Origin of the sequence: Zobellia uliginosa (assembly GCF_018860745.1) — a bacterium.
Lineage (GTDB): Bacteria > Bacteroidota > Bacteroidia > Flavobacteriales > Flavobacteriaceae > Zobellia > Zobellia uliginosa_B.
This window is the reverse complement of sequence record NZ_JAHKPY010000006.1, coordinates 20,566-46,540: the sequence shown is the minus strand read 5'-3', so window position 1 is coordinate 46,540 and position 25,975 is coordinate 20,566. Positions and strand designations below refer to the sequence as shown.

General features: G+C 37.3%; 19 protein-coding genes. 5 read left to right on the top strand and 14 right to left on the bottom strand.

Annotated elements, in window-relative coordinates; all coding sequences use genetic code 11:
• Window positions 1-15: 15 nt before the first annotated feature.
• From KO521_RS10155 to lysA, 3 genes are all read right to left on the bottom strand, one after another.
• A complete protein-coding gene (locus KO521_RS10155; RefSeq protein ID WP_215939814.1) occupies window positions 16-2,601 on the bottom strand; it encodes a M1 family metallopeptidase in 2,586 nt (861 codons plus the stop codon).
• 145 nt (window positions 2,602-2,746) lie between these two features.
• Window positions 2,747-3,223, bottom strand: a complete 477-nt coding sequence (locus tag KO521_RS10150; protein ID WP_436801488.1) for a thioredoxin family protein — start codon at window positions 3,221-3,223, stop codon at window positions 2,747-2,749.
• 116 nt (window positions 3,224-3,339) lie between these two features.
• On the bottom strand, window positions 3,340-4,581 hold the full coding sequence (gene lysA / locus KO521_RS10145; protein ID WP_215939812.1) for a diaminopimelate decarboxylase: 1,242 nt from the start codon (window positions 4,579-4,581) through the stop codon (window positions 3,340-3,342).
• A 165-nt stretch (window positions 4,582-4,746) separates the two neighbouring features.
• Here lysA and KO521_RS10140 point away from each other — a divergent pair, with 165 nt between their 5' ends.
• The 3 genes from KO521_RS10140 (at window position 4,747) to KO521_RS10130 (ending at window position 7,332) form a co-directional block, all read left to right on the top strand.
• Entirely contained in the window at window positions 4,747-5,385 is a 639-nt protein-coding gene (locus KO521_RS10140) for an LON peptidase substrate-binding domain-containing protein (protein ID WP_215939811.1), read from the top strand.
• A gap of 134 nt (window positions 5,386-5,519) precedes the next feature.
• Window positions 5,520-6,713, top strand: a complete 1,194-nt coding sequence (gene sucC, locus KO521_RS10135) for an ADP-forming succinate--CoA ligase subunit beta (protein ID WP_215939810.1) — start codon at window positions 5,520-5,522, stop codon at window positions 6,711-6,713.
• A 274-nt stretch (window positions 6,714-6,987) separates the two neighbouring features.
• Entirely contained in the window at window positions 6,988-7,332 is a 345-nt protein-coding gene (locus KO521_RS10130; protein ID WP_215939809.1) for a hypothetical protein, read from the top strand.
• Window positions 7,333-7,416: 84 nt separating this feature from the next.
• On the opposite strand, the gene ald is transcribed toward KO521_RS10130, so the two are convergent.
• The 5 genes from ald to KO521_RS10105 form a co-directional block, all read right to left on the bottom strand.
• On the bottom strand, window positions 7,417-8,496 hold the full coding sequence (gene ald / locus KO521_RS10125) for an alanine dehydrogenase (protein ID WP_215939808.1): 1,080 nt from the start codon (window positions 8,494-8,496) through the stop codon (window positions 7,417-7,419).
• Window positions 8,497-8,532: 36 nt separating this feature from the next.
• The gene (locus tag KO521_RS10120; RefSeq protein ID WP_215939807.1) at window positions 8,533-9,684 is read right to left on the bottom strand and encodes a permease; all 1,152 of its coding nucleotides are present in this window, start codon (window positions 9,682-9,684) and stop codon (window positions 8,533-8,535) included.
• 126 nt (window positions 9,685-9,810) lie between these two features.
• Entirely contained in the window at window positions 9,811-10,998 is a 1,188-nt protein-coding gene (locus tag KO521_RS10115; RefSeq protein WP_215939806.1) for a pyridoxal phosphate-dependent aminotransferase, read from the bottom strand.
• A gap of 32 nt (window positions 10,999-11,030) precedes the next feature.
• Window positions 11,031-11,531, bottom strand: coding sequence for a hypothetical protein (locus KO521_RS10110; RefSeq protein WP_215939805.1), 501 nt, complete (start codon window positions 11,529-11,531; stop codon window positions 11,031-11,033).
• A 35-nt stretch (window positions 11,532-11,566) separates the two neighbouring features.
• Window positions 11,567-14,521, bottom strand: coding sequence for a TonB-dependent receptor (locus tag KO521_RS10105; RefSeq protein ID WP_215939804.1), 2,955 nt, complete (start codon window positions 14,519-14,521; stop codon window positions 11,567-11,569).
• Between the two features lie 562 nt (window positions 14,522-15,083).
• Between KO521_RS10105 and KO521_RS10100 the strand changes: the two genes are divergently transcribed.
• Window positions 15,084-15,545 carry an Lrp/AsnC family transcriptional regulator gene (locus KO521_RS10100; RefSeq protein ID WP_215939803.1) on the top strand — a complete coding sequence of 154 codons (462 nt, stop codon included), beginning with the start codon at window positions 15,084-15,086 and terminating at the stop codon, window positions 15,543-15,545.
• A 516-nt stretch (window positions 15,546-16,061) separates the two neighbouring features.
• On the opposite strand, the gene KO521_RS10095 is transcribed toward KO521_RS10100, so the two are convergent.
• Window positions 16,062-16,433 carry a DUF1456 family protein gene (locus tag KO521_RS10095; protein WP_215939802.1) on the bottom strand — a complete coding sequence of 124 codons (372 nt, stop codon included), beginning with the start codon at window positions 16,431-16,433 and terminating at the stop codon, window positions 16,062-16,064.
• Between the two features lie 257 nt (window positions 16,434-16,690).
• Between KO521_RS10095 and KO521_RS10090 the strand changes: the two genes are divergently transcribed.
• A complete protein-coding gene (locus KO521_RS10090) occupies window positions 16,691-17,116 on the top strand; it encodes an Hsp20/alpha crystallin family protein (protein WP_215939801.1) in 426 nt (141 codons plus the stop codon).
• A 443-nt stretch (window positions 17,117-17,559) separates the two neighbouring features.
• On the opposite strand, the gene uvrB is transcribed toward KO521_RS10090, so the two are convergent.
• The 5 genes from uvrB to KO521_RS10065 all read right to left on the bottom strand — a co-directional run bounded on the left by uvrB (window position 17,560) and on the right by KO521_RS10065 (window position 25,969).
• The gene (gene uvrB, locus KO521_RS10085; RefSeq protein WP_215939800.1) at window positions 17,560-19,548 is read right to left on the bottom strand and encodes an excinuclease ABC subunit UvrB; all 1,989 of its coding nucleotides are present in this window, start codon (window positions 19,546-19,548) and stop codon (window positions 17,560-17,562) included.
• 59 nt (window positions 19,549-19,607) lie between these two features.
• Window positions 19,608-21,989, bottom strand: a complete 2,382-nt coding sequence (locus KO521_RS10080) for a T9SS type B sorting domain-containing protein (RefSeq protein WP_215939799.1) — start codon at window positions 21,987-21,989, stop codon at window positions 19,608-19,610.
• Between the two features lie 128 nt (window positions 21,990-22,117).
• Window positions 22,118-22,951 (bottom strand): ABC transporter permease, encoded by an 834-nt coding sequence (locus KO521_RS10075; protein ID WP_215939798.1) that lies wholly within the window; start codon window positions 22,949-22,951, stop codon window positions 22,118-22,120.
• A gap of 5 nt (window positions 22,952-22,956) precedes the next feature.
• A complete protein-coding gene (locus KO521_RS10070) occupies window positions 22,957-23,859 on the bottom strand; it encodes an ABC transporter ATP-binding protein (RefSeq protein WP_215939797.1) in 903 nt (300 codons plus the stop codon).
• A gap of 67 nt (window positions 23,860-23,926) precedes the next feature.
• Window positions 23,927-25,969, bottom strand: a complete 2,043-nt coding sequence (locus KO521_RS10065) for a DUF11 domain-containing protein (RefSeq protein ID WP_354668201.1) — start codon at window positions 25,967-25,969, stop codon at window positions 23,927-23,929.
• Window positions 25,970-25,975 lie beyond the last annotated feature (6 nt).

Sequence of the window (25,975 nt, the reverse complement as noted above, 5' to 3'; positions counted from 1 at the left end):
ATTCCCCAGGTAATCTTAGTCGGTAGGGCCCAAATCTTCTTTTTCGCTTAACGTATGTACTCGGTAAAGGTCATCCGAAGCTTGTAATAATTTGCTCTTAAGCGTCGGTTTTAATCTAGGGTTTTCATCTATAAATTCGTTGAGTATGGCATAGGCTTTGGCAGAAGTGTGCTTTCCTATAGTGTTGTTTAACCACCCTTTAGGAAAGAAAATATCACCTGTTTTTTGAATTTCTGTTAATAGGTCTAAACTCGCCCTTAGATTACTTAAACTAGAATTTGTCCGTAACGGATGGTTAAGGTTGCTTAACGCATTTAATACCCAAGATTCTTTCTGCCGGTTTTTCTCGTCCTTTAGAGATGCAAAGAATTTATTTCTAACTTTTTCATCATTTGATAGTGAAGGCAGTAAGTAAGTTAATTCAGCCAGCTTATCCGGATTGTTAATAGACTGCTTGGCGGTTTCTAAGATGTTTTCATAGTCATCATGTTTAAAAATGGCCAGACTTTCTGCCATACTGGTATAATCATCTTGATTGAGTTTCAAATTCGGAATTATATGATCTTTATGCCAAACCTTGTATAGTTGAGCTTTTGATTTCTCTGAAAAAGCAATAGAACGAAAAGTTGAAAACAGTATTTTCTTAAGATTAGCTGGCATCTCCATCTGCAATTGAGACCATAGCATATCTCCCAAAAGAGGCTGATACCTATTTCTTTCCTCAGGAGATAGGTATTTCCAAAAAAGGTTGTTAATATAACGGGATAGGAGATTAGTTAAGAGTACATTGTTTTCAACGGCTAGACTTTCTCTGTAAAATTCCAGTAAATTTTTTGGTTCAATTAAACCGTTTAATGCACTTTCGTAGCTGTTAATATAAACGTATCCACGAGCAATGTCATCTTCAATTTTAGGAGCTTCCTCGCTTTTGATATTATACAAGGGAAAAATACCATACCCCATACCATTAGAATTATAAATAATGGATAAGGGTTTTAATTTGCCTACGGCTTCACTAAGCTCTACACTACTTGTATTCATATCTACAGTAATAGTCTCAAAACTATCTTTGTAGACTAAGCTAATATCAAAAGTTTGGGGCCATATGCGGTAACTATCGTCCTCTGCGGTCTGGTTGATAGTAAAAGACATAATATTATCATTGGAGTCATACACGATTTGTTCATGAAATATAGGACGGCCAGCACCGTTTACCCATACTTCGCTCCATTTTTCAACATCAAACTCCGTGTTATTGGCAAATATGGTAATAAGATCGTTCCAAGTAGCATTGCCGTTACTATAGGTTTTAATGTATTCTTGTACACCTTTCTGAAAAGCTTTTTTTCCTAGAACGTGTTCTAGTTGCCGCATCATTATGGGGGCTTTACTATAAATAATGCTGCCGTATAGAGAACCTGCATTTTTAAGATTATCCAATTCCTGGCGTATGGGGTTAGAGCCTTTAGTTCTATCCTCTCTATATGCCCTTGGATAATGTGTGGTCATAAAGGCAAGGTCATGGTTTACCTCTGGGAAGGCGGGATTAGCGATCTTATCCGCCATGAAATTGGCAAATACCTCTTTCATCCAAACGTCATTGAACCAATCCATGGTAACCAAATCGCCAAACCACATATGACTTGTTTCGTGTGCTATGAGTTTAATTCTTCTAAGCTTTTCATTTTCAGTTGCAGTTTCATCAAGAAATAATGCACTTTCTTTATATTGAATAGCACCCACATGTTCCATTCCGCCGTATTGGTAACCGGGAATCGTTGCAAAATCTAGTTTCTGAAACGGAAACTTAAAATTCGTGTAGTTTTCCAAAAATGTTAAAGACTGTTGATGTAGGTCGAAAATAGTGTTCGTACTGAAAGCGATTTTATCCTCGTCCGTCTCTCTATAAAGCATATTCATATCAAACGCACCAGGATTTTGATGGGAAGAATTAAATTCGCCTGCAACAAAAGAGAACAGGTAAGTGCTCATTTGGTCCGTTTTGTCAAAATAATGCGTGATACTATTGGTATTTTCTTCTTTTCTTATTTCTGGTGCACCACATAAAACGCTCCAATCTTTTGGAGCCACTATGGATAGTTGATAGGTGGCTTTTATATTAGGTTGGTCAAAACATGGGAAAAGCGTCCGTGCACGATCTGGAACCAAAAGTGTATATAGGTAATCATCATTTCTATTTAAAGATGTATCACCTGCGATAAATTCAATCGCTACCGTATTATCACCGATCTTGAGATGCTTAGGAGCTATTACAATATGTTCTAGCTCATGAACAATAGTGGTGTTTTTATTATTGGTTTTAATGGATTTTAAATTGGAAGTATCCTCTTTAAAATCAATATATACAGGTGCATCTAAATTAGCTATTGAAAAGCTAAGAACTAGTTTGGCAGGAATTGGTTCTGTTTTTTCTCTTGGGATTTCAAAATCAAGTTCATAATGAACATTTGAAACTTGACTTTTTCTATAGTTCGCCAATTCTAATGAAACACCGTCTGCTAATGGAAATGATGTTTTGTTTGCATCTTGACAAGAAAGGAAAAATAGGCCGGCAATTAAGGTAATAAAGAATGTTTTCATGAACTTTTGGAACTCTATGTTTCTTTGGTAGAATGAAAGTACTTAAAAGTCAAAACGAATACAAGAGATAAGAGCTAATCTTAAGCCAATAAAAAACCCGATATCGTTTAACGGATATCGGGTTTGAGCATAATTTATTATTATTCTATTTTCCTTCACCAGTGTAAGTTTTCCAATCTTGATCTTTGTAAATATTATCACCAAAATATTTGGCAATGTTCAAGAAAGGCTCAGGCTTCTGATAACCTGGTACAGGAGAAAGCATATTCATCTCTTCATCAAGAAAAATAGTTGTTGGGTAGCTCATACGGCCTTGCATAAGTGCGGCGGCAAATTCATGATACCCTTTTCTGCCAGATGGAATAAACTTGTAGGTCTTTCCTTTAAATTCAATAGGTTCTTTGCCTTCACCATCCAACTTCACCATATAAAAATTATCGGCCATATAAGCAGCTACCTTAGAATCTTGAAATGTATCCTTATCCATTTTTTTACACCATCCGCACCAATCGGTATAGACATCTATAAAAATTTTCTTTGGATTCTTTTCTGTGGCTATCAATTCAGCAGCTTCGTTCCAGCTCAACCATTTTACCTCTTGAGCGTTACTGTTTGAAGCCATTAGCCCTATAAAAATAAATAGGACAGACTTAAAAGCATATTTGGCGGATATTTTCATTTTGATTTTTGCGGTATTAGTCCAACTAATGTACCAAAACTAACGAAAATGCGCCAACTTTATTTTGCTATAGCTTTTTCCTTCTTAGGAGAAAATAGATTTTTAACATCTATTTGATGTTTCGTAAGGTCATCGAACGTTTCTCGTTCCCTAATTAATATAGCTTTTCCCTCATGCCAAAGTACCTCTGCAGGTCTAAATCTTGAGTTGTAGTTACTGGCCATTGTAAAGCAATATGCACCTGCATTTTTAAAGCAAAGAATATCTCCTTCACTTATTTCGTTGATTCTTTTATTGCTGGCGAAAGTATCGGTCTCACATATATATCCTACCACAGAGTAATAACGCTCTCTACCCTCTGGATTGGATATGTTAATAATACGGTGAGTAGCGCCATAAAGCATAGGACGTATTAAATGGTTAAAACCAGAATCTATGCTTGCAAAAACCGTAGAAGTGGTTTGTTTTACAACATTTACTTTAGCAAGGAAATTACCAGCTTCGCTCACTAAAAATTTTCCTGGTTCAAAGGCTAGTGTAAGTTGTTTGCCATATTCTTTACAGAACTCGTTAAAACGAGAACCTAATTTTTTACCAAGTTCTTCAACATTGGTTTCAATATCACCTTCTTTATAAGGCACTTTAAATCCGCTTCCAAAATCTATAAAATCAAGATTTTTGAAGTTTTTTGCAGTGTCAAAAAGAATTTCCGAAGCATATAGAAAAACATCAATATCTAAAATGTCACTTCCGGTATGCATGTGTATACCATTAATGTTCATATTGGTAACATTAACAATGCGTAACAAATGTGGAATCTGGTGAATGCTAATACCAAATTTAGAATCTATATGGCCTACAGAAATATTGGCATTCCCACCCGCCATAACATGAGGGTTAATACGAATACAGACAGGTACATCCGGATGCTTGCTTCCAAACTGCTCTAAAATAGAAAGGTTATCTATATTAATGCGAACGCCCAATTTAGAAGCCTCTTCAATCTCCTCTAGGGAAACACCATTAGGGGTGAAAATTATCGATTCTGGTTTAAAACCGGCAAGAAGTCCTAATTGAACTTCTTGAATAGATACCGTATCTAGACCACTACCTAAACTATTCATTAGCTTAAGGATGGCAATATTGGACAATGCCTTGGCGGCATAGTTGAGTTTTAATTTCTTTACGCTACTAAAAGCGTTTGTAAGTCTCTGAAATTGAGAAATTATTTTTTCCGAATCGTAAACGTAAACGGGATCTCCATAGGTTTTTGCTATATTTAGCAAATCGGCATTATTCATATGCATAGGTATTTAGTGCGAATTTAGTCGGTTAATCCCATATGTACAAGAAATCAGTTACAATTATAAAAAATACAACAAATTGTTATTTTTAAAACAAACAAGCTTTTGAAATTAGTTTGTAGTTATTCAATTCGGTTGTATTTTTAGACCAAATATTACATTATGAAACTGGCATTATTACCTCTGCAATCTATTTTCTTTCCTGGCGAAACAGTGCCTTTGCACATTTTTGAAGAACGTTACAAACAGTTAATTAGCGACTGTAGGAATGAGGCGGTTACTTTTGGGATTCCGGTCTATATTAATGACAGTATGACCTATGGTACGGAAGTACAATTGGTAGAGATCGTTAATACGTACGATGATGGAGAAATGGATGTTACCTGTGTAGCCCGCCAAGTGTTCCGTATTCTTAGTTTTGAGAACCAAATGGAAGGTAAGCTCTACGCTGGCGGGAATATTAAGTTCATAGACAGCGTCAATGATGCGGATAAAGATATAAAAGAGGAAGTGCTTAATAAAATACATGAACTATACGAGCTAATGGGCGTGCCTTATACACCATTGCCATTAGAAAAATTCAATAGTTATGTGTTGGTTCATAAGATGGGACTCTCATTTGATCAAGAGTATAAATTGCTCCAAATGCCCAGTGAACGGGACCGACTGGTATTCATGAAAGAGCATTTGGTATCTACCATTTCTATGTTGAGTGAAGTGAACCGTACTAAGAAGACCATTGAAATGAACGGTAATTTCAAGAATTTTGATCCTTTGGACTTCCAGGATTTTAATCTTTAAACTTTATTTTAGCAGTAATTACGGGCGGGTATCCTATAAACTTGTTTTGATACTTACAACTAACTCCTTATTTCATTAGTCTAAATCCTCTGGGTTTGCTATTTTTGCTTCTGAATCTAAATATACCTTAATATATGAATCTTCACGAGTACCAAGGAAAAGAGATTTTAGCCAGTTTCGGTGTGCGCATTCAGCGCGGTATCGTGGCTCATAATTCAAAAGAAGCCGTAGAGGCTGCAAAACAACTAACTGCTGAGACCGGTACAGGTTGGCACGTTATTAAAGCTCAGGTACATGCAGGTGGCCGAGGTAAAGGTGGTGGTGTAAAATTGGCCAAAAACCTTAAAGAAGTAGAAGAAATTTCAGGAAACATTATTGGAATGAACCTGATTACCCCGCAGACATCTGCCGAGGGTAAAAAAGTACACCAAGTTTTAGTTGCCGAGGATGTGTATTATCCAGGCGATAGTGAAACTAGTGAATTTTACATGTCTGTTCTTTTGAACAGGGGAACAGGTAGAAATATGATTATGTATTCTACCGAAGGAGGAATGGATATTGAGGAGGTTGCCGATAGCACTCCACACCTTATTTATACCGAAGAAATTGATCCGGCTACAGGTCTTTTGCCATTTCAAGCAAGAAAAATAGCTTTTAACTTAGGACTTTCGGGAACAGCCTTTAAAGAGATGACAAAGTTCGTTGCTTCTTTGTATAAAGCTTATGTAGAGAGTGATTCCAGCATGTTTGAAATCAACCCTGTGTTAAAAACATCGGATGATAAGATTATGGCAGTAGATGCTAAAGTATCTATTGATGATAACGCTCTTTACCGCAGAAAGCAGTATGCGGAGATGCGTGATTTACGTGAAGAAAACCCGATTGAAGTTGAAGCCGGCGCATTAGGTTTAAATTATGTTGATTTAGATGGTAACGTTGGCTGTATGGTTAACGGTGCCGGATTGGCAATGGCTACTATGGATTTGATTAAAATGGCCGGAGGTGAGCCTGCTAACTTCTTGGATGTTGGTGGTACTGCAGATGCTAAAAGGGTTGAAGAAGCATTCCGTATTATCTTAAAGGACGAAGGTGTAAAAGCAATTCTTGTAAATATCTTTGGAGGTATTGTACGTTGTGATCGTGTTGCCAATGGTATTGTAGAGGCATATAAGAATATGGGAGATTCTATTAAAGTTCCTATTATTGTTAGATTACAAGGAACCAATGCGGAAATCGCAAAAGAGATTATCGATAACTCTGGTCTAGCAGTTCATTCTGCGGTTCAGTTTCAAGAAGCTGCGGATAAAGTAAAAGAAGTTTTGAGCTAGACTCAACCTACTTTACATAAACATGAAGAGGGATGAACCATATGGTTCATCCCTCTTTTTTTGTTGTTAATTATTCCTAATGTTTTTTGATACCTTAATTTATAAATCTCTCAAGCAAGGGTAAATGCTGAGTTATCGTCAGTTTTTGCTCTTGTTTTATGACATTATTGTTTTTTAGTGTTAAAAATTAGTGAATTATCATTACTAGAGCTTTAAATTATAATATATTTAAAATGAATTAGTTATCTTAATTAGCAAAACAAAACAAAAAATCATGAAAAAATCAGTTTATGCCCTTATGGTGATGATGGCGTTGAACATAGGCTATGCATTTGCCGGCACGCCAGAAGCACATCAACCAAAAGCTTTAAAAGTTCTTACATCTCAAATTTATGAGATGCTAGGAGCCAACGCTATTCCAAATGAAATCAGAGGTTCTAAAGCAGAGGTTAGAGTTGCTGTGGATGAAGGGAATTATTTAAGGATTCTCTCTATTGAAACAGAAAACGAAGCATTAAAGGAGTACTTAAAAGGTGCTATCGATTATGAAAAATTATCTAAAGGAACTTTTCAAAAAGGAATGGTATACCGTATTCCAATTGAGGTTGCAAGTAGATAGTAACGAAGCTTAATTTTATAATTAAAAAACGGTCTCTAACATAGAGACCGTTTTTTTTATGATGTTCGGTTAATTTGGCTAGTACTAAAAAGCTTCCATTATACCATCATAAACAACTTCTCCGTTAATAATATTTAGCCCCTTCTTAAGTGCAGGGTCTTTGTCTGTAGCATTTGCCCATCCCAAGTTTGCTAACTTAACCACATAAGGCAAGGTAACATTAGTAAGGGCTACGGTAGAAGTATAAGGTACGGCTCCTGGCATATTGGCAACCGAATAATGCACTACATCATCAATAATATAAATAGGATCTTCGTGAGTGGTCGGGCGGGTGGTTTCTACACAGCCTCCTTGATCTACCGCTACATCTACAATTACGGTTCCTGGTCTCATTTCCTTGAGCATATCTCTTGTAATAAGATTAGGCGCTTTTGCTCCTTTTAGAAGAACGCCACCAATAATAAGGTCATGAGTTTGTATATATTTTCGAATATTGAATTCGTTAGAAAATTCAGTTATAACATGAGGAGGCATTACATCATTGATATACCTAAGTCGTTTCATGTTAATATCTAATATGGTTACCTGAGCACCTAAACCAGCTGCCATCTTTGCAGCCTGCACGCCCACTACTCCGGCACCTAATATCAGAACTTTGCCAGGAGCAACACCAGGTACACCACCTAATAGAACACCTCTACCTTTAGCTGGTTTTTCTAGATATTTGGCCCCTTGTTGAACTGCCATTCTTCCTGCTACCTCAGACATAGGTGTTAAAAGCGGTAAGGACCCATCTACATCTTCAACCGTCTCATAAGCGATGCAGATAGATTTGCTTTCTATCATTGCTTTAGTAAGCTCTTCGCTAGAAGCAAAATGAAAATAGGTAAATATGATTTGGTCCGGTTGTACCAAGTCATACTCTTCAGGCATAGGTTCTTTTACCTTTACTATCATTTCGCTAATACCATATACTTGGCCAATAGTGTCCAAAATAAGGGCGCCCGCTTTTTTGTAATCATTGTCAAAAAATCCGCTGCCTTCTCCCGCACCGGATTGCACATAAACGATATGTCCTTGTTTTGTTAATTCAAATACTCCCGCAGGTGTCATGCCTACGCGATTTTCATTGTTTTTGACTTCTTTGGGGATACCGATTGTCATGCTTTTTTTTGTAAATTTAATAAAGATTATTTTAATCTAGCTCTCTTCTGATGTCTGCGAATGGGAGTCAATACCCGCGTAAGTACTGAATTGACTGGATAATTCCGATTCTTTATTTTTCTTTACTTTTTCAATAATGTATGGAATGAAGGAAGCAGTGATCATTCCAGAACCTAACAATAACAAAATTGAAGGATTTACAAAGAAATCACTGAAAGAGAAGATTCCAATAGCGAGCATAGTTGAAAATGGCAATGATAGGGCTAAAATGTTAACCGCAAAATTAATATCAAAAGTTGGTTTGTCCTGTTTGTCATCTTCTTCCATAGAGCTTATGGCACTCATATGTGCAAAAGGCCAAAAACTACAAGAACTCTGTGGAAATACAACCAATAAAAGAATCAATGGCGTAGCTAAGCCCGGAAGTAACAGAATAAAAATAGCCGAGAGGCAGAAGGTGATGCCTGCTCTTCGCGTGAGTAGAGATAGGATAAGTCCAAATTCTCCAGATTTTATGCGAACTGCCATACCTATGAATAATAGGATAAGTGGGGTCATGATCACTTTGATATGTAATGCTGTGTTTTGCACAAAAGACGGTAAGGATTCTAAGTTGAGCCCAAATGATAGTAGTAAAAGGCCAACGATAATAACCAGATTTATAGGCTCTTTTATCAATGCTAAACCTAACCCTTTTAATTTACCGGAGGTTGAAGTCTGCAAATCTTTTATAGCTCTTTTTTGATACCAATGCATGGCAACCATATAAAGCAATATCAAAACAAAAATCTTGTTTCCAACGTCTGCTAAAGCGGCCAATGCCACAGAATCATCACCTAAATAAATGGCAATAAAGGGAAAGCATGATAGGCCTGGTGCCAATGAAGGCATTAGCATCATTATAGTTCTTCTTTTAGACTTTTCTTTTTTTGATACGGATGCATTAAGAATATATTTGGATGCAAGTAGCATAACCAAGTTGAATGCTAAAGCAAGCAAGGGGAAAATTAATAGGGAACTGTCTAATTTTATTTTTAAAAGGGCAACGAAAATCACGGCCGGTAAGGCTACACTGAGAATGATAACTTTGACACCTTTAAGGTCTTGTTTCGCTACTTTTTTTTGTAATAGCAGCCCTAAACCAATAATGAGTAATAGTTCTAACGTGTTTTGAAGGGCGAAATTCATAAGGTGGTTTGTTTAAGAGTTATTGAATGAGTAGGTGAAACAGGGTTGTAAAACCCGTGGAGAGTCGATTAGGGATATCAAGGCAATTGATGATTAAAACCGACTCTCTGGGGGCATTGCATAACTTTAGGCCAATACTTTTTGTAAAGCAGCACCAAAGAGTTTCATTTCTTCCATTGTACCCATACTAACACGGCACCAATTTCTGTCCATAATGTTGAAAGCACGAACACCAACGCCTTCTGCGGTCATTTTTTCTAAGAATGCTTTTCCTTCCATTTCAATCGGAAAGATTATAAAGCTTGTGGAAGATGGTACATAGCTATAGCCCATTCCATCTAATACAGAATATACATACTCTCTACATTCAGAATTCAATTTTCTTGTTTTGTTTGAAAATTCAATATCATCCATACTTGCCATTGCAGCATGAACTGATGGTAATGAAATTCCCATACCACCTCTTGTTATCTTTTGAATAATAGCCAATGTTTCTGGTTGAGCTACCATGTAGCCTACACGTAAGCCTGCCATACCCTGAATTTTAGAGAAAGTACGAGCAATCATTACATTTTTACCTTCGTTTATTAGAGATACCATACTTTTCTTTGCAGCATCATCTAAAAATCCTAAATAGGCTTCATCTATAAAAATCGGTACTTTTTCAGAAACCCTAGAACAAAAATCAAGAAGTTCTTCGTGGTCTGTCATACTTCCGGTTGGGTTGTTCGGATTACAGATGTACACCAATTTTGTGTCAGCATCGATAGCAGCTTCCATAGCCGGTAAATCATGAGACCAGTCATCTTTAAGTTTAATAGGCTTCCATGTTGCTCCTGTAGCTTCCGCAACTTTTATCAATGACATGTACGCAGGGTCCGCAGAAACGATATTTCCTCCATTTTGGAAGAATACCATAGCAGTTTTCTCTAAAAGGTCAGAAGAACCAGGTCCCATCATTATGGTTTCAGCTTCAACACCTTCGAGTACTGCAACTTTATCTATTAATGTATATAACTCCTTCCAGGCATATCGGTTGCCTTTTGGTGCATATTTTTGCATAGCGTCAACTGCCATAGGAGATGGTCCGTAAGGATTCTCATTGGCGTTTAATTTTGCAAGAAGTTCAACAGGTTTGTCTACTTCGTAGGGCAAATACTCCTTAAAGAATGGAGTATACGGAAGGTTGCCTTGAGCATCTAAGGCTACAGGTTCATTACCAAACGCCCCATAACTTAAATACGGTGCAGCTATTGCCCCGGCAGCTGTAAGTGCTCCTCGTTTCAACCACGATCTTCTGTCTAATGTTTTCATAATAATATGTGTTTTAAGTTAAAAGTTTAAGTTTAATTCATTTCTACTGGATTGGCATTTGCGCCAAAATCGCCTGAAGCAACTATAGTGTCATCTGTTTCGCTCAGATAGATATTAACGTGAGCATCCATTGCAGGGATGGCATCATAAAATTCGGTATCGTCAATAACAAAAAACTTGTTAGCTTCAAATTCACCACTGTCTCCTGAAATGTTGTCCAACGTAAGGGTTGTAGTAGTCTCGGTACCGACCATTCCTTCCAAAACCAAAGCTGGATGTTCAAGGCCGGGAACGGTGTTGTATAGTGAAACCTGAACCAGTGTCTGGTTAAGCGTGCTCTTCCAAAAAACAATTCTTCCAAAAACGTTAGAACCGGATGGATCGGTAGAGGCTATTGTATATGCCATATATTCGCTAAGTGTCCCACCACCTTCGGCAGTGGTGAGTACAGGGTCTAAGCGCTCCTGCTCGCAGGAAAAAAGACCTGCGGTAACTACCATTGCTACTAAAATATTCTTTATATGCTTTGTCATAATTCTCTTTTTTAAAATTGTACCAAATATTCGTTCTACAGTGTAAAGCTTAATCTACCGAAGTAGTAAGAACCAGATGATCCTTGCTGATAGTTAGAATACAGGTTAAAGGTTCTTAATTCATACCGGATAATTTCTGGGTATTCGTTAAAAATGTTATTACCTCCTATAGTGAAGCTGATTTTATCAGTAAAGTTGTATGTGATACCAATATCCGTTGTAAACTCTGGCGTAAAAAATTGATCGGCAAAACCAACGGTGCCATCAAGCAAACCACGCTCTCTGCTGTCTCTAGTCTGTACGGAACCATATCTGGTACCTCTTAACATGGCAGAGAATTTACCAATGGAATAGTTAAGTGTCCCAATTATTTTACTACTTGGTGTTCCTGTTTCGAATTGTCCTATCAGACCTCTGTTTACATAGTTGTCTGCCAAATCATCGTCAGAAAGGTTTGTGTTCAGGTCGGGGATATTTACATTTTCAAATTTGTTTTCTCTGAATGTCCCCGAAAGTGTAAGTCCTAGGTTTCCTGCCCCAAGGTTGGTGTTATAGTTCAATACTGCTTCAACACCTTTGGTGCTAATGTCACCTCCATTAATTCTAAAACTGGCTAAACCACTACCTATGATCGGTGAAAGCACAGGAGCTTGACCGGCGTCAAATTCTCCCGTTTCGAAAATTCTATCGAATATGTCAATTTTATAAGCATCTACCGTTAAGTTCAATTTACCAATCTTTGTGGTAAAACCTAAGCTATAGTTTCTTGATCTTTCTTCTTGTAATTGGCCAATACCCAAAGCTCTTGCGGCAGAGCTGCTATTCGGATAAAGTGTTCCGTCAAATGGTGTAAGACCAACGAAGAAAGTATAACTGTGGGAATAGTTAAGTTCTTGCAATGAAGGTGCTCTAAAGCCACTACTAAAAGAGCCTCTAAATGCAAAGTTATCGCCAATAGAGTATCTAGCAGCTACCTTTCCTGTCAATACATTTCCAAAATCTGAATAGTTTTCTAGGCGAAGAGCTCCGGATACTAAAAAATCCTCTGTTACGTCTAACTCCATATCTAAATAGGCTGCCATTACAGAGCGGTAAGAGTTACTTTCATTTTCGGGAGCAAAACCCCTAAAACATTGGCAGTTTAAAGCGTAGTTTTTAACCAATTCTTGGCTTACGCCAGCGTATGGTAGTATAACAGGGGCACCACTGCCATCAACAATAGGAGTTCCGTTAAGGTCTTCCAACGGAAAGCCATCAGGACCAATTAATGCTTGGTTGTCTTCAGTAGCGGTTACTACACCAGCGGAACCTGCCGTCCAACTCTCTTCTTGACCCGCAACAATTGCGTAGTTCTCAACTCTTAATTCCCCTCCAAAAGCTACATTAAGCCCGGATAGGATATCTTCATAATAATTAGTGAAATCTAAATTAAGAGTGTTCTGTGCAAAACTATGTGTACCTAAGTACATATCTGTAGGTGAACCAGTTCCTATACTTGCATTCCAAGTGTTGAACATGCCATATTTAGCAGAGTTGTAACCAAAGGTATTGCTAAGGTCAAAATCAAAATCGCCCAATTCACCGGTGATACCAGTCGATAGGGATAGATTGTATTGGTCTGTATAAATTTGAGGTCTAAAACCGTTTGGATAAAGGTCAAAGCTAGTTCTGTCTGCTTGAGCAGCTCTTCTGTAAAAACAGCTATAAGCATCTGAGTATTGGTAACCGAAGTCTCCAAAAGCATAAAAATCCGTAGTTTCGCTCAACGGATTTTCAAGATTAAAGCCAAAGCCCATGAGTGTCTTGGCCGGCAGACCAGAGTAGGTTGCTACATCTACTTGTTCAATATCCCTTGCGGCCATGAGGCCTTCTACTGTCGATAAAGAGCTTATTGCTGCTGCATTGCCACTAGCTTGTGCGGCAACTAATTCTGGGTTGGTTATTACCGGTCTACCTGTAACATCTGTGGTTTGGTTGTTCAAGTAACCATCACTGTATAAGGGAGCTCGGTCTATTTCAAGTACTGTAGGCCTTATAGTTCTTTCAGATTGGCTTATTAAAGCGGATACATTAAAGTATCCTCCGTTTTCAAAACCAACACCATAATTACCGTCAAACTGAAAGTTAAAACCATCCCAGTCTCCAGAAGATCTATTTAAGGCTTTTTCTCCATCGGTTAAATCAGAATCGCTAAAGTCAGGTGATTTGTTCGGGTAACCGCCAACAGTTAGGGTTCCTGTAAATTCACCGGTTCCTTTTTTGGTTACTACGTTTATTACCCCGGCAATAGCATCAGAACCATATTGGGCAGATGCTCCATCCCGTAGTATTTCTATATGGTCTATTCCTATTGAAGGAATGAATTTCATATCTACGGCGTTAGATGGTGTTCCAGTTTGTGAGGCGGCTAAAATTGCAGAGGTGTGCCTTCTTTTGCCATTTACCAAAACCAACATTTGGTTTGGTGCTAGACCCCTAAGGCTTGGTGGACTAACAAATGATGAAAGGTCGCCACCACCACTTGTATATGCGGTAAATGATGGTGCTGAAGCAGCTAACATTTGAGAAAGGTCTTGTTGTGGCATATTAATAGCGTCTTTCTTGATATCAATGACATCTACGGGAACCGGAGTATTTAACTTTGTTCTGGGTTGACCACGTGAGCCTATTACAATGGTTTCCAGTAATTGCTCAGCGGCCATGGCCAAAGTTACATTTACAACATCTTTACCGTTTACTGGCACTTCTTTGGAAGCATAACCTAATGATGAGAAAACAAGAATGGCATCTGCCGAGGCATCTATGGTGTAATTCCCATCAAAATCTGTAAGCGTTCCTTTGGTTGATCCTTTTATAATAATGTCTGTGCCAGGTAACACGACACCGTCTTCATCTATTACTGTTCCGGTAATAGTTGTCTCTTGCCCGTACATTATATATATACAGTTTAAAAATAAGAGCGATAGTATTAGAGCTTTGTTCTTCTTCATAAGTACAAGGTTTTGGTTGATACTAAACATTGTTCATTTGTCCAACCACACCTTCTCCATTTTGTGGGGGGACGGTGGTCAAATGCAGTTCTAAAGAGAAGTTCCGGATACTTATCTGTGCCGGTCATCACTTTATTATATGATGTTCCGACAAGACAATATTAGTGTGACTTTTTGATATAAAAAAATATGGTAAGCCTAGTAAAGGCTGACTTTTAGGTAGTTATAAAGATAAAAGCTGCCGAATTGATTATTTTAAATTAAAAATCAATCAATATGGTAGTTATTTACTTTTTGAACTTTGAAAAATTATCAATATGTAATTATTGCATTAAAAAAACATTTTTATGGCATCGTAAATTAGGCGCGGTTAAAATTTAATTATATTCATAAAAAAACGAGTTTAATTAGTGAATTGTAACTGTTTTTTTAAAATCATTAAACTATTTTTACTAAAATCAGTTAAACGGTTATTTTAATTGAACATTTTTCGATTAAATAAAACTGACTTTAGGAACACAACCTTGAAAAGGACTATATATAACCAAGAAAAACACTACATATGAGAGATAAACTTGATACGGTAGACCACAAAATATTGACATTATTATCCGGTGATGCACAAATGCCTTATACAGAGGTTGCTAAACGAGCGGGTATATCGCCGGGAACTGTCCATATGCGTACACGAAAGATGAAAAATATGGGTGTTATAAAAGGAGCTACCTTAAGTTTGGATTATAGTAAGATGGGTTATAAGATGACTGTATTTTTGGGAATTTATCTAAGGGAGAGCTTTTTGTACAAAGTTGTTATAGAAGAATTGTCAAAGATTCAAGAGGTGGTTAAAATCCACCATAGTACAGGTAAGTATGATATCTTCATTAAGGTACACGCTAAAGATAGTTTGCATTATAGGAATCTCTATCAAGAGGCTATCTTAACTATTGAAGGTATAAGGGGTATAGAGTCTTTTATATCTGTGGAAGAGAATATGAGTAGACATATTAACTTTGAAGGATGAGGTGACTAGTGTCCTTTATAAAGAATAACTATTGCTAAAAACAGGAATAATATGTTAGAATAGTCACTATTCAGTAACAATCGCACAAGCCTATCGTCTTTAAAGAAATTCATGAAATCATTTAAAACGACAAATCAGGAGAAAAATTAGTTTAGCCTTGGTAGCTGCAACGCTACTTTAAATGGAAATGTTTTAGCTGACGACGAAGACAATGAAAATCCTTTAAAAAACTTGGCCGAACAAATTTCAGGACCATAAAGTGTAAATTCTTTGGTATCACGGGTACAGATATGACGGCGAACGTGTGGTTCATATTAAACGACAAGCGCGAAATTGTAATTCTTACTGTTGAGGGAGATAATGAGATATTGAAATCCTTTGTATTGGATAAACATAACTATCAGAGAGTAGATGTGCAGGAATACAAGGAGGGTTGAGTCTAAATTTACCGGTATGAATAGCTGGCTAATGCTTATTGTACAAACTTTTAATCCTGTGTACGGCTCATCATCGAACTCAGGATTTTTTTTTGTTCTTATATCTTACGTTGGTAATATCTTTATTGATTTTCTTTTGTTGTTGGGTTTTAAAATCAGGTCTTTTTGCGTGTACGATTTTGGTTTCTTTAACCGCTTTTTTAGATAGAGCTTCTCCCGGGGTTGTTGGGTTCTCCTTAGTACCTCTTAGATGAATAACCAATCCATTTAAAAAGTTGCGAAGCACTTGGTCGCCACATTCTCTATAGTTTGGATGGTCTTCTTTTCTAAAAAAGGCACCTAGCTCACTTTTACTTATATTAAAATCTACCAGTTTTAAGATGTCCACGATATCATCATCTCTCAACATTAGAGCTACTCTTAGTTTCTTAAAAACATCATTATTAGTCATAAAAGCAAAATTTTCAGCAAGGTATTACAAATAAGAGAGAGAACCATAGCTCCAAACCATATATAGTTATGGCTTCAAATGCTCATTAGCAAATTTAACCTCTCAAAAAAAGACAAAATGTAATTCGAAAACATGAAATTACGCCATTTTGTCATTTATAAAAGTGTTAAAAGCGTCATAAAGTCATGTTTATTGAATTGGAACGCAATTTGATTTTAACCAATCGAATTTAAAGTCTAACACAAAACATACATATTATGAGTATAGTAAAAAGAAATAATTTAGTTTTTCCTTCTTTAATGAACGAAATTTTTAAACCTGATTGGTTTGGTGGAATGGAAAACGTTGCAACAAGTACACCTGCGGTTAACATAAAGGATAATGAAAAGAGTTTTGATCTTGAACTGATTGTGCCGGGAAGAAAGAAAGAAGATTTTAATATTGAAGTTGATAATGAGCTTTTGACTATTTCATCTGAGGTAAAAACTGAGGAAGAAGTTAAAGATGAAAATTATACCCGTCGTGAGTTTAAGTTCACTTCTTTTCAAAGAGCTTTTACACTTCCGGAATCAATAGATGTAGATGCTATAAAAGCGGATTATGTTGATGGAGTTTTAAAAGTGGAATTACCTAAAAAAGAGGAAGCTTTGCCAAAACCAAAGCGTCTTATTGAATTAAAGTAAAAGTTAGATTGGTTGTTTTGCCGTTAAGGCAAAGCGTTTTTTGAGCCCAATTTTTATTGGGTAGATTTAAGTTTGGTTGGTTATTTGTTAAAACACCCTAGGTTCATTTCTAGGGTGTTTTTTCTTTCTAAAAGGGGCTTTTTTTGGTGGGTTAATTCATAATAAAAGCTACCTCTTTTTGAATTAAATAGATGGATTTAAAAATACAAAAGAGATACGCTGAAGTGGAAGTAAGAATATCTTCTACAAACTCACAAACTCACAAACTCACAAACTAAAAAATATAAAATTAGTTTTTAACCTAAAAATTGACAAATAACATTTTTTAGTCTTGTCTAAAAATGACGTTTAGTTATCTGTTAATCAGGTTTATTAAAGCATTTATCGATATCAAATATTTAAGTATGTATTTTGGTCTTAAATTTCAGTAAAAAACTACTTGATTATGCTTTTTCTTGAAGCGTTTTTATTTCATCCCTGAGTTTTGCAGCTTGCATAAAGTCGAGTTCCTTTGCCGCTTTTTCCATAGCCTTTCTTTTTTCTCGAACCAACTTTTCAACTTGGTCTTTGGTTAAATATTCAAGGTCTGGTTCAGCTGCTCGCATCTCCTCTTTTTCGAAGTGATACGTAGAAACTGAATTTTTAGATAGCACGCTATCCAAACTTTTATTCAATGCTTTTGGCACAAGGCCATGTTCTGTATTGTACGCAATTTGTTTTTCTCTTCTGTAATTTGTTTCGTCAATAGTTGTCTGCATGCTGTCCGTAATTTTATCGGCATACATTATGGCTCTACCATTTAGATTTCTTGCTGCTCTACCAACGGTTTGTGTTAGCGATCTATTGCTTCGTAGAAAGCCTTCTTTATCCGCATCTAAAATTGCTACTAAAGAAACTTCCGGTAAATCCAATCCTTCGCGAAGTAGGTTTACTCCAATCAGCACATCAAAAATTCCTTTTCTTAGGTCTTGCATGATTTCTACTCTTTCCAACGTATCCACATCACTATGAATATAACGGCAACGAACATTTATTCGTGTTAAATACTTGGCCAGTTCCTCCGCCATTCTTTTAGTTAAGGTGGTGACCAAGGTCCGCTCATCTTTCTCCACTCTAACTTGAATTTCTTCAACAAGGTCATCAATCTGGTTTTGACTTGGTCGAACCTCAATAATTGGGTCTAAAAGTCCGGTAGGTCTAATTACCTGCTCCACATAAACGCCTTGGCTCAGTTGTAGCTCATAATCTGCAGGTGTTGCGCTCACATATAAGGCTTGATTTTGAAGCGCTTCAAACTCTTCAAATTTTAGTGGTCTATTGTCCATTGCTGCAGGGAGACGAAAACCATAGTCCACCAAATTCACTTTACGAGAACGGTCACCGCCATACATAGCGTGTACTTGCGGAATAGTAACATGACTTTCATCAATTACCATTAAATAATCATCTGGAAAGTAATCAAGTAAACAGAACGGCCTAGTACCGGGTTGTCTGCCGTCTAAATAACGAGAATAGTTCTCAATACCGGAGCAATAACCAAGTTCACGAATCATCTCCAAATCGAAGCTGGTGCGCTCTTCCAATCGCTTTGCTTCTAGAGGCTTTCCTATTTCTTTAAAATAGTCTACCTGTTTCACCATATCTTCCTGAATCTGGTGAATTGCTCCTTGCAGCACATCCGGGGAAGTAACGAACATATTCGCTGGGTAAATATTCAAAGTTTCATAAACCTCAATTACATTGTTATTGAAAGGGTCGAAAGCTTCTATTTCCTCAACTTCATCGCCAAAAAAGTGGATACGGAAAGCATGGTCCGCATAGCTAGGGAAAACATCCACAACATCTCCTTTCACTCTAAAATTGCCATTTCTAAAATCGGCCGTAGTTCTGGAATAAAGGCTTTGTACCAATTGATGAAGGAATTTGGTACGCGCAATAACTTGGTCTTTTTTTATTGTGATGACATTTTTCTGGAACTCCACTGGGTTTCCGATACCGTACAAACATGAAACCGACGCCACAACCAACACATCACGACGACCTGAAAGCAGAGACGAAGTGGCGCTTAGACGCAATTTTTCTATGTCCTCGTTAATAGAAAGGTCTTTTTCAATGTAAAGTCCAGAAGATGGAATAAACGCTTCAGGCTGATAATAATCATAGTACGAAACGAAGTATTCAACTGCATTTTCCGGAAAAAACTGTTTGAATTCCGAATACAATTGGGCAGCTAAGGTTTTGTTGTGGGCGAGGACTAGGGTAGGGCGTTGCACCTGTTCTATAACGTTGGCAACGGTAAACGTTTTTCCAGAACCGGTAACTCCTAACAGGGTTTGATAGCGTTCTTGACTTTCAATACCTTCAACAAGTTGCTTAATAGCACCCGGCTGGTCACCAGTGGGTTCGAACTCTGAGACTACTTTAAATTTCATCCTTTAAAATTACAAAAGAACTACGACCTATTGTGGCTGGATTGAAATTTTTGGTGAAGCTATCGCTTTAGGGCAAAATGGCCTTTATATTCTTTGCCATCGGTCAAGGTAATTCTAAACCAATAGTCGGAAGAGGGTAGTGGCTGCCCGTTCAATGACCCATCCCAGCCAATTGAATTTGAACTGATCTGTTTTAAAAGTTTACCATAACGATCATAAATGTTAATAGCTTGATTGCCAAAACTTGTACTAAATCCTGTAATTCGCCAGGTATCGTTTGCACCATCACCATTGGGAGTGAAGTATTTTGGAAAACCTATGACCGAAATATCTTTCTGAGATGTACCACAGCCGTTTTTGTCACGTACGAAAACGGTATAAAACCCTGCCTCTACATTATCAAATCTAGGTTCATCTTGATAATTTTCGCCATTAAGGGAATACTCGTAAACGGAGTTTCCCCTTATTTCTACCTCTACAGTACTTGAATTAGAAAATTGTTCAATATCTATGTTCTCAATAACAACAGGAATTGAAGGTGTAACTAGAAAATCCACATAATTTATACAGCTAAAGATTTGATTATTGTTTTGATATTGAGTTTCAACTTCTAAGCTATAATGTCCAGGTTCGGTAATAGTTACTTGTTGATCAATGCCAATTTCTATGGGTGTACCGTTATCAACTTTAAGCCAACTATATCCATCAAAGCCATTTGGAGCGTTAATTAACAAAGGTTCGCCGCCAGCACATACCTCATAATTATCTTCTAGGGTTATTTTGGGTAAATTGTTCACAATGAATTCAATTTCCTCTACCCTGTTGCATTGGTTATTATTTTCAAGACGGGTATATAAAAATGTTGAGGTACTTCTGTAGTTTCCGTCAAGCGGATTTTGTTCTAAAGAAGCATCTTCCAAACTTTCATAGAAAGCTACGTCCATCCCGGCATACGTATTCTGGCGGATGCTTTCCAAATCAAAAGTACTTTCGGGAAATTCATCCTCAGGGTTATCAGCGCAAGCTATTATTGGGCTGATAGTATTTAGACTTACTGTTGTGGGTTTTACCTCAATTGCTATTTCACCTAAACTTTCACAATCACTATTGGCTATTTGATAATAAATAGTGGTATTAAAAGGAGTTGTATTGATATAATTATTTGGATTCAATATGGGATTGTTGGCTTTACGATCAGCATCCGTTTCATAATAGGTAATGGAGTTGGTGTCTAGGTTAGGAAATGATTGATTTAAATTAATCTGTGTAATACCATCCAAGGAGTTGTCTTTATCAATATCGCATTGGATTAAATTGACAATAGCTGGGTGCACTGAGGTAGTTACCGTTAACGAAATGGGATATGTAATATAGCAGTTTCCATTAGTATTGGAGCTAACGCGAGCATAGATGGTCGTACTTGCGGTAGTGAAAATCGGATTTGTGATTTCATTAACACCTGACTCGGCCATATTTTCATTGGGATATAAACCCAGTAAATATGCAGAGCCATTTGGTATTGCATTTTGAGCATCTTGAGTAATATCGATAATAGAAAAATCTTCTTTGCCATCACGATTTGTATCACAGATGTAATAGCTAAGATTTGGTGTTTCACCAAAGTTTGTAGAACGTATGCTAAAATCAACAATCTCAAAACAACCATTTGAATTTGTCACCCGAACGTAAATACGACTTTCAGTTTTATCATAAAGAAATTGAGTTGGTTCCGTTATAGCATCAATATCGTCAAAGGCATTATTATAAGAAGTGTAATACAAAATTTCTACTGTAGTGCTTGATGTTATTGATGCTTCGTTTTCCGTCAAATCAATCGTCGTATTTAAATCTGATGAACACACTTCTAAATCATTTGGTTGGGAAACATTGGGTGAGGGTAGAAAACCAGCAGTGCCTGTCCATTCCAAATCAAAACCACCATCTCCATTTGGTCTATCTACTAAGATGTAATATTGTTCTCCCGCAGTAACGGGAATGGTAGATACAAAGCCATCTCCATTTGGCCCAGGACCTTCATTTTGGTCAAATGCAGTATCGCTTAAACCGGTAATATTACTGGATAAAGTGGCTTGATTAGGGTTTGTGGTAGAACATCGAATAGGACTGCCAAGATTCTGACAATCGGCATTAGGACCAAAAACAAAAAAATCATAGTCTACTTCCAAGTCACTATCTCTAGGTTTAATCGTAAAGGCAAGTGAGCCACTTACGGCAATGCTAACACTAACCCAAAGACTATTAACCTCTTGGTTGACACACGGATTCGTATCCGGACTTAATTCTTGCTGCCCAAAACCCGTGGCATTACTGGAAATATTACTATTACCGCAAACTACAATAGCATCGATACAATCATTTGCTTGTTGAGAAATAGCGAAGAAACAGGTGAGTAGAAATGATAGTGAAAAAATGAATTTCATAGCGTTCAATTATATTCTAGGATTGAATATAATTCAAAGGATAATCCGCTAATAATTCTGATTGATAAATACTAGAAAACTGTGACGTATTTCTACTGGTAATCCAGTAGAAAATTTGAAAATAACTTCTATAGATCCCGCTTTTTCAAAAGTGCATAAGACCCATAAATAAAAATAGCGGTCCAAGCCAGCACAATTATCAATTCATACCAATGTACATGATAATTCAATACAATTTCTTCTCCCATTTGGTTTACGGCAGTTTGTACCGCACTTAGTCGGGTAAAAGGTTCTTTAATGAGGTTCCACATGGCATTGAGCGGAAAGAAGCCCATAATTATATCCGTGGTCTCCCCATCAAAGAAACGCCATCTGATGATACCTCGGATCAAAGATTCGAAAACCTGCCATAGAATAAGAAAACCTAAGGCAAATGCAGACCGTTTTACTAAAATTCCTAAAAATAAGCAGAATGAGAAAAAACCAACAAGTTTAACAAAAAAGGCCAAAAGGAACTCCAATCCAGAGAAAATGATGCTTATTTCGGTATAATTAGAATAAAAAAGGCCTAAAACGAGTGAAACTCCAAATACAAAAATAGTGGAAATTAAAGCGAAAGAGATAACCGTTAGAAATTTGGATAGAATGAATTCTTTTTTGGATAGTCCGTCTATTAAGTTCTGTTTTATGGTCTTATTACTGTACTCATTAGCCATCATAGATACGATGACAATAGCCAAGAACAGTTTAAAAAATGCCGTTATAAAGGTGTTGAAGTGCCATATGTATGGAAAGTTGAAAATACCTTGTTCTGCCAAATGAAATTTGATGGGGCCAATATCAAATTTAACAGCTGCTATAAGTGCTATGGATGTTAAGAGTAGGAAATAGGCTAGAATTAAAACCTTGCTTGCCCTGTTGTTCCATAGCTTTATAAATTCTATATGTAAGAGTCGTACCATGGCTATTAGTTGGATTGGTTTTTAGTCAAGGTTAGGAATTGTTCCTCAAGACTTTCTTTTCGTTTTACTAAATGGGACAGTATTATACCTTGGTCAAATAACGATTTGTTCAGTTCTGCTGCATTCATTTCTTCTTTCAGAAAGGCGGTGATACAGCCATTTTCTAGTTTTATTTCTCCAAAGCTTGCATGTTTTTCTAAATAGTTTTTTAAATTTTCTAGGTTATCGGTTTTCAATTCGAAAAAACCGTGACTTGCCAATAGACCATCTACGCGACCAGAGTATAATTTCTCTCCTTTTCTTAGTATGATTACATGGCTACAGACTTTTTCAACTTCATCAAGTAGGTGCGAAGCCAATAGAATAGTGGTGCCTTGGGAAGCAATTTTTTTAATAATTTCCCTAATCTGATGAATACCTTGGGGATCTAATCCGTTTGTGGGTTCATCTAAAATTAAAATTTCCGGGTCGTTCAGTAGGGCAGAGGCAATGGCCAACCGCTGTTTCATACCTAGGGAGTAAGTTCTGAATTTACTATTTTTTCGGTCTAACAAACCAACCAGTTCTAACTTTTCCTCTATTTTGTTTTCACTAACTTCTTTAATCTTACAGACCAATTTTAAGTTTTGAACTGCGGTCATGTAGGGGTAGAAGTTGGGTCTTTCAATAATGGCACCCACTCTTTTTAAAGCTTGGTGCGTGGTAGCAGAACCATCAAACCATTCAAAATCACCTTGTGTGGCGTTCACAACATTTAGGACAATACCTAGAGTAGTAGATTTACCGCTTCCGTTAGGCCCTAGAATACCGTAAACATTACCTTTTTCAATAGAAAAAGAAAGGTCTTTAACCGCGGTAAGGCTTCCGAACTTTTTGGTGAGATGATTAACTGTTAGAATGGTGCTCACGTCAAGTATTTTTTGAGGGGTTACTTAGTACTTGACGAGAAACTTGGAACAATGTTACACTAAAAGATTAATTTCTATTTACGCGATAGGTAATTCTTCTATTCGTAATTACCGTGGTGGGGGTGCTTTTGTTTACGGTCACCGTTTCGGAAGGATCGTCCGCAGTGGTATTGGAGTCAACCTGGTCCTGACTATTGGTAACGGTGTTTGTGTAATTAGTGGTTGTAGAATAAATATTGTCTAAACTGGCCCTAGTGACCAAAGTTAAAGTTTCTAGGTCACCAGAGGTCATTCCTCCAACGTTCCAATCAGGATAAGTAAATGTTCCTTTTGATATGGAAGAGGAAATCAGTTCTAGACCGGGAGGTAAAACATCTGTCAATACTAAGTTGGTTACTGGGTCTATTCCTAAAGTTTCAACCGTAATGGTAAAAGTTACCGTATCTCCTTCGGTTACCGTATTTTGGTCTGCATCTTTACTTAGAATGATATCTGGATCACAATAATAAGCGGTTAAAGGCTGCGAATCATAGGTGCAACCTCCTTTTGTTACCCGTACGTAATAATCGCCTGCATTGGTTGGTGTGTATTTAGCGCTATTTGCACCTGCTATTAAGGCACCATTTTCAAACCATTGGTAATCATCAAAATTAGGGTCAACAACTTCTACTTCTGCCGTTGGTAAGCACCCACCGCCCGTTACTTGTAGATCTACTTCCGGTACGGTATCAAAACCGGAAAAATAACCTGCGATACCTCTGGCACCACTAAATCCCATAAATCCAACAGCAATAGGACCTGTAGATTCAACACTAACATCTCCGGTCAGACCTGCAACATAATAGGTTTTCCACAAACTTGTTCCTGCTACTGGTGATGAACTAGGAAGGGTTACTGGACCATTACCGTCCGTTATTTGAATGTTTGCGTCGGGCGTTGAGGTAGAGGCGATTAATGTTAGGCCACCCGTCATGGTTATACCGGCAGCATCTTCTATATGCGTTATATTATCTACTTTATCCGGTAGTAAGCAATTTACGGGAGCAATAAAATTCAATCCTTGGGTGTAAATTGCACTTGCACCAGCCATCAGTTGATAGGCATAGGCATCTTTTGAAGTGGTTACGTACATATTACCACCTGCAGAAGAAACGGAATAGTTGCTCTCCGGTATTTCAAAGTAATCGCCGTCATTGATGGTTGCAATAGCTGTAGTACTCCCATTTACATAGATGTTGGTGCCGTTTTGCGTGCCAATAATTATAGGTATTTCTGTTTCACTGGTACCGTTTCCTCTTATAAAGACATATTCTTTACCAATTTTATTTTGAGGCACTGGTTGGTCAATAGCAGCATCTCTACCAGAGTAACCTACCCTGGCACCTGTATTAAGACCACCATTACTTATCACTATAGGATTATTTGAAATTACATCTGCACCTAACCAACCATCTGCGTTAGCGGGACTTTCAGCAACATATGCCTCAAACACAAAAGATTCGTTGGCATCCAAATTAATGGTATAAGAATCAGCTGTTATTCCATCTCTATCACTACCCAATCTAAATTCGCAATCTGGATCATAACCTGAAACCGTGACCGTGGTACCATTTTCTGTGGCCATGATTCCTAGGGAATTTGTTAAACTTGCCTGTGTACCTTTATTTGGGGTTCCTCCCCATTTAAAATGAGTACCTATAGCTTGTCTACCTTTACTTGTAAGGGAAGTTGCTTGTGATCCGGACCTACCTCTATAGTTTACGTAGAATTTTTCCCCTCCCGGAGCCTCAAGTCTCAAACCGCCCGTAGTAAGAACTACTCCCGTATTGGCATTGGTCATCATGGTGATGTTATTGTCACCATTCGGGAGGACTACTTCTTGAGGGGTAGTTTTAGATAATGAAATTGTACTATATAGGGTAGCAGAGGTACCTTGGTAAATATTTACCGTAAATGCAGCAGTTTCCGGGGTGGAAAGATAAATATGCTGTTGCGTGACAGCTTGGTTGTTACCCCCTTGTTTTAATGGGGGCAAATAGTGCAGGTCGCTCAACTGGGCATAACTGCCCAGTGTTACCACAAAAAATAGTATGAATAGTTTTAATTTCACAATGTT

What these genes read in the sequence shown, in the direction of transcription:
- KO521_RS10155 (WP_215939814.1), bottom strand. Translation starts at nt 2,601, where the DNA reads ATGAAAACATTCTTTATTACCTTAATTGCCGGCCTATTTTTCCTTTCT.
- KO521_RS10150 (WP_436801488.1), bottom strand. Translation starts at nt 3,223, where the DNA reads ATGGCTTCAAACAGTAACGCTCAAGAGGTAAAATGGTTGAGCTGGAAC.
- lysA (WP_215939812.1), bottom strand. Translation starts at nt 4,581, where the DNA reads ATGAATAATGCCGATTTGCTAAATATAGCAAAAACCTATGGAGATCCC.
- KO521_RS10140 (WP_215939811.1), top strand. Translation starts at nt 4,747, where the DNA reads ATGAAACTGGCATTATTACCTCTGCAATCTATTTTCTTTCCTGGCGAA.
- sucC (WP_215939810.1), top strand. Translation starts at nt 5,520, where the DNA reads ATGAATCTTCACGAGTACCAAGGAAAAGAGATTTTAGCCAGTTTCGGT.
- KO521_RS10130 (WP_215939809.1), top strand. Translation starts at nt 6,988, where the DNA reads ATGAAAAAATCAGTTTATGCCCTTATGGTGATGATGGCGTTGAACATA.
- ald (WP_215939808.1), bottom strand. Translation starts at nt 8,496, where the DNA reads ATGACAATCGGTATCCCCAAAGAAGTCAAAAACAATGAAAATCGCGTA.
- KO521_RS10120 (WP_215939807.1), bottom strand. Translation starts at nt 9,684, where the DNA reads ATGAATTTCGCCCTTCAAAACACGTTAGAACTATTACTCATTATTGGT.
- KO521_RS10115 (WP_215939806.1), bottom strand. Translation starts at nt 10,998, where the DNA reads ATGAAAACATTAGACAGAAGATCGTGGTTGAAACGAGGAGCACTTACA.
- KO521_RS10110 (WP_215939805.1), bottom strand. Translation starts at nt 11,531, where the DNA reads ATGACAAAGCATATAAAGAATATTTTAGTAGCAATGGTAGTTACCGCA.
- KO521_RS10105 (WP_215939804.1), bottom strand. Translation starts at nt 14,521, where the DNA reads ATGAAGAAGAACAAAGCTCTAATACTATCGCTCTTATTTTTAAACTGT.
- KO521_RS10100 (WP_215939803.1), top strand. Translation starts at nt 15,084, where the DNA reads ATGAGAGATAAACTTGATACGGTAGACCACAAAATATTGACATTATTA.
- KO521_RS10095 (WP_215939802.1), bottom strand. Translation starts at nt 16,433, where the DNA reads ATGACTAATAATGATGTTTTTAAGAAACTAAGAGTAGCTCTAATGTTG.
- KO521_RS10090 (WP_215939801.1), top strand. Translation starts at nt 16,691, where the DNA reads ATGAGTATAGTAAAAAGAAATAATTTAGTTTTTCCTTCTTTAATGAAC.
- uvrB (WP_215939800.1), bottom strand. Translation starts at nt 19,548, where the DNA reads ATGAAATTTAAAGTAGTCTCAGAGTTCGAACCCACTGGTGACCAGCCG.
- KO521_RS10080 (WP_215939799.1), bottom strand. Translation starts at nt 21,989, where the DNA reads ATGAAATTCATTTTTTCACTATCATTTCTACTCACCTGTTTCTTCGCT.
- KO521_RS10075 (WP_215939798.1), bottom strand. Translation starts at nt 22,951, where the DNA reads ATGGTACGACTCTTACATATAGAATTTATAAAGCTATGGAACAACAGG.